This window comes from Streptomyces triticirhizae, from assembly GCF_003696235.1.
Taxonomy (GTDB): Bacteria; Actinomycetota; Actinomycetes; order Streptomycetales; family Streptomycetaceae; genus Streptomyces; species Streptomyces triticirhizae.
In genome coordinates, this window is sequence record NZ_RFFJ01000334.1 from 1 (window position 1) to 3,350 (window position 3,350).

Sequence of the window (3,350 nt, forward strand, 5' to 3'; positions counted from 1 at the left end):
CACCCCGCGCCCCGGCCGTGGCCGGCACGGGCGGGCGACCCCGCCGCCCCGGCCGGCGGGGGGCCAACGGCCGCCGCAGGGGCCGCCGTTCAACGGAGCACAGCAGGCCGCCGGGCCGGGGCAGGGGGCCCCGGGGGCGCCCGACGAGGGGGCCACCGAGCTGATCCCGCTGGTCACCGACCGTTACCCGAACGACGCGGCCACCGAGCTGATCCCGCCGGTGACCGCCGACGCTCCGGAAACCGGCCCCGGCTCCGGCCCCCGTTCCGGCTCCGGCAACGAGGACGCCACCGAGCTGATCCCGCCGGTCGTCGTCGACGAGGGGCCGACCCCGGGCGCCGTAGGCAACCCCGAGGAGACCACCCGGCTGCGGGCGATCCCGCCCCGGCAGCCGGGCCGGCACCGTTCCCCGCAGCAGGCGCGGCAGCCGCAGGACCCGACCGGCGGCGTCGAGGCTACCCAGGCGCTGCCGCCCGTCCAGGGCGACTTCGACCAGCTGTTCCGCTCCGCCGCCGACCGCCAGCCGCCGCCCCCGCCCGCCGGCTGGAGCAACGGCGGGCCCGCCGGCGGCGGTTGGGGCGGCCAGCCGCCCGAACCCGAGCGGCGGCGCAACCCGAAGCTGCTGGTCGGCGGCGTCATCGCCGGCTGTGCCGTCGTCGGCCTGCTGGCCGGCTACCTGCTCAGCGGCGGCGACGGCGGCGAGGATTCGGACGGCGGCGTTCCGCCCGAGGCGCAGGCCGAGGACACCGGCGGCTCGGGCGGCGAGGAGGAGCAGAACGAGAACGGCGAGGCGGGCGGCGCCGACGAGAACGACGAGGAGGCCGTCAGGGCCCAGGCCGAGTCGCTCTCCGAGCTGCTCGCCGACAGCAACGACAGCCGGGACTCCGTGATCCGGTCCGTCGCCAACATCCGCGAGTGCCGACAGCTGGAGGCCGCCGCCACCGACCTGCGGGCCGCCGCCGACCAGCGCACCGGCCTCGTGGACCGGCTCAACGAGCTGACCCTCGACCAACTGCCCGACAGCCAGGAGCTGATCACCGCGTTGACCGAGGCGTGGCAGGCGTCGGCCGAGGCCGACGAGCACTACGCGGCCTGGGCCGACGAGGCCCGCGCCAACCGGGGCCAGGTCTGCCGGGGCGGCCAGGCGCAGCACACCCAGCGCGCCAGCGAGGGCGACGCGGCCAGCGGCCGGGCCACCGAGGCCAAGGAACGGGCCGCCGAGCTGTGGAACCCGCTGGCCGGCCGGTACGACCTCCCGGAGAGGGCCGCCACCCAGCTGTGAGCCGGCGCCCCGTAGCATCGGTCGGCGTGCAAGGTACGGAAAGGTCTTCCCGTCGACCACGCGGTTCCACCACCATGGCGGGTATGCCGCTCAACGACATGCCCTGGTGGCGCTGGCGGGCCAACGTTCGCTCGGCGCTGCACATGCTCTCCGATCCCGTGTTCCACCAGAACTGCTGGCTGGCCGGCGTGCCCGGCTACGGCGACGTGACCGACGCGGTCTACCGGCTGGTCGAGGACACCTGGCTTGACAACTGGTCGGCCGAGAAGTACGTCGGAGCCGTCTTCCGGGACGGCGAGGAGGCCGCGCTGGTGGACGCCGCCGTGCTCCGGGTGCTGCGCATCATGCACCAGGTCGGCGCCGACGCCCCCGTCGCCGACTACCTCGGCCACCCCGGCTGGCCCGAGGCGGTGGCCGCCGCGCGCGACGCCCATGTGCGGCTCGCGGTCAACGACGGCGAGGACCCCGACGCGCCCCCGCGCACCCTGGACGAGTTGGCGGCGGCGGCCCGCGTTGTCTGACGGACCCGCCCGGGTGTGCCAGGCTTGACCACCATGACCACCACCACCGACCGGGACCCGGAGCCGACCGAGGAGCCGGGGCGCCAGCAGTACGTGCTCACCCTCTCCTGCCCGGACAAGCCGGGCATCGTGCACGCGGTCTCCAGCTACCTCTTCATGACCGGCTGCAACATCGAGGACAGCCAGCAGTTCGGCGACCGCGACACCCGCCTGTTCTTCATGCGGGTGCACTTCTCGGGACAGCCGCCGGTGACGCTGGAGAAGCTGCGCGCCAGCTTCGCCGCCGTCGGTGACTCCTTCCAGATGGACTGGCAGCTGCACCGGGCCGACACGAAGATGCGCGTGGTGCTGATGGTGAGCAAGTTCGGGCACTGCCTGAACGACCTGCTCTTCCGCACCCGGATCGGCGCGCTGCCGATCGAGATCGCCGGCGTGGTCTCCAACCACCCGACGTTCGCCGAACTCGCGGCCTCCTACGACGTTCCGTTCCACCATATTCCGGTCACCCCCGACACCAAGCCGGAGGCGGAGGCCGCGCTGCTCGACATCGTGGAACGCGAACGGGTCGAACTGGTGGTGCTGGCCCGCTATATGCAGGTGATCTCGGACGACCTGTGCAAGAAGCTGCCCGGGCGACTGATCAACATCCACCACTCGTTCCTGCCGAGCTTCAAGGGCGCGAAGCCGTACCACCAGGCGCACGCCCGGGGCGTGAAACTGATCGGCGCGACCGCGCACTATGTGACCGCCGAACTGGACGAGGGCCCGATCATCGAGCAGGAGGTGGAGCGCGTCGGCCACGAGCTGACCCCGAGCCAACTGGTCGCCGTCGGCCGCGACGTCGAGTGCCGCGCCCTGGCGCGCGCGGTCCAGTGGCACAGCGAACACCGCGTCCTCCTCAACGGGCGCCGCACGGTCGTCTTCGACTAGGGCCTTGCCGGCCTTGGCCGGAGCCGCCCCGGCCGCAGGCGGCCCGGGCCCGGGGCGAGCGGGCGGGGCTTCGGCGCTGGCCGACGGTGCGTGGGGTGTGGCTTCCGCCGTGGTCTGTCCGAGCGGGGCGGTTCCGGCCCTCCGGCGTTCGGCTTGCGCCGGCGGGGCAGGCCCGGGGCCGAGGGCATGGCATCCGTCTGGTGCTCAACGTGGCGGTGCCGTCGAACGGTTGCGCGCGCCGGGGTGCCCGGCGGGGGCCGCGTCGCGCCTGGGTGGGGTAGCCGGGACGCTCGGTTCACGGCTGTCCCGGGCTGAATGGCGGTGTCCGGTGGGGTCTTGGTGGTGGGGCGGTTGCACCTGTCGGGGTTGCCGTGCGGGCCCGACATCCCGCGCCGGCGCGGAAACCCCGGTCGGCAGTGACCGTGATGTCCCCACCGGACCGTGGCGTGCTGTGCCACCGGCTCCGGTGCGAAGCCTCAGGGCGTGGGCGTGGGGCCGCCGGCGCGAAGCGCCTCCTGCGGGGACCGCGCCGACCCCGGCGCGCGCGGCGCTCCGGCACGGAGATCCCGGCCCCGACCGGGCCCGCCTCGGACGCGCGCCGGCGCAGCGTTGGCGCG

Annotated in this window: 2 protein-coding genes and 1 pseudogene; all 3 read left to right on the top strand. The window is 74.7% G+C overall.

Translation table 11 applies throughout. The features are described 5' to 3' along the window. A pseudogene (locus EBN88_RS31010) lies at positions 1-1,282 on the top strand (hypothetical protein); the annotation flags it as partial. 74 nt (positions 1,283-1,356) lie between these two features. Continuing rightward, a complete protein-coding gene (locus tag EBN88_RS29195; protein ID WP_233581105.1) occupies positions 1,357-1,803 on the top strand; it encodes an SCO4402 family protein in 447 nt (148 codons plus the stop codon). A gap of 33 nt (positions 1,804-1,836) precedes the next feature. Continuing rightward, positions 1,837-2,733: a formyltetrahydrofolate deformylase gene (gene purU, locus EBN88_RS29200; protein ID WP_122400006.1), complete on the top strand. Its 897-nt coding sequence runs from the start codon at positions 1,837-1,839 to the stop codon at positions 2,731-2,733. The last annotated feature ends 617 nt before the right edge of the window (positions 2,734-3,350 follow it).

Excerpts from the sequence above, each read along its gene's own strand:
- EBN88_RS29195 (WP_233581105.1), top strand. The coding sequence starts at position 1,357 with ATGGCGGGTATGCCGCTCAACGACATGCCCTGGTGGCGCTGGCGGGCC.
- purU (WP_122400006.1), top strand. The coding sequence starts at position 1,837 with ATGACCACCACCACCGACCGGGACCCGGAGCCGACCGAGGAGCCGGGG.